We start from the raw sequence: 555 nt of genomic DNA on the forward strand, positions 1-555 counted from the left end.
CAGGATTTTAAGTCCTGTGCGTCTGCCAGTTCCGCCACCTCGGCTTATTGGCTCCAAGGGTGGGACTCGAACCCACAACCTATCGGTTAACAGCCGAGTGCTCCGCCATTGAGCTACCTTGGAATACAATTTATTTCAACAACATAATAGATTTTATCATACCCATCAGTGCTTGTCAATGGATATTTTTGGTGGGATCAACAGGGATCGAACCTGTGACCCCCTGCTTGTAAGGCAGGTGCTCTCCCAGCTGAGCTATGATCCCATACTTGGAGGCGGCACCCAGATTTGAACTGGGGGTGAAGGAGTTGCAGTCCTCTGCCTTACCACTTGGCTATGCCGCCTCAATTGGTGATCCATCCGCGACTCGAACGCGGGACACCCTGATTAAAAGTCAGGTGCTCTACCGACTGAGCTAATGGATCATGTTTTGGGGTGGATAACGGGATTCGAACCCACGACCTCCAGAGCCACAATCTGGCGCTCTAACCAACTGAGCTATACCCACCATATTTGGTCGAGGTGGAGGGACTCGAACCCCCGGCCCCATGGTCC

The 555-nt window shown here is 52.4% G+C and carries 5 tRNA genes; all 5 read right to left on the reverse strand.

Going from position 1 to position 555, the window contains the following annotated elements:
* Nucleotides 1–48: 48 nt before the first annotated feature.
* The 5 genes from CLOTH_RS10485 to CLOTH_RS10505 all read right to left on the reverse strand — a co-directional run bounded on the left by CLOTH_RS10485 (nucleotide 49) and on the right by CLOTH_RS10505 (nucleotide 508).
* Nucleotides 49–123 (reverse strand) — tRNA-Asn (locus tag CLOTH_RS10485).
* A 66-nt stretch (nucleotides 124–189) separates the two neighbouring features.
* Nucleotides 190–265 (reverse strand) — tRNA-Val (locus CLOTH_RS10490).
* Between the two features lie 5 nt (nucleotides 266–270).
* A tRNA-Cys gene (locus tag CLOTH_RS10495) sits at nucleotides 271–344 on the reverse strand.
* 5 nt (nucleotides 345–349) lie between these two features.
* Nucleotides 350–425: transfer RNA gene (locus tag CLOTH_RS10500), tRNA-Lys, on the reverse strand.
* 6 nt (nucleotides 426–431) lie between these two features.
* Nucleotides 432–508, reverse strand: a tRNA-His gene (locus CLOTH_RS10505).
* Nucleotides 509–555 lie beyond the last annotated feature (47 nt).

It is taken from the genome of Alkalithermobacter paradoxus, assembly GCA_002029295.1.
Taxonomy (GTDB): domain Bacteria; phylum Bacillota; class Clostridia; order Peptostreptococcales; family Peptostreptococcaceae; genus Alkalithermobacter; species Alkalithermobacter paradoxus.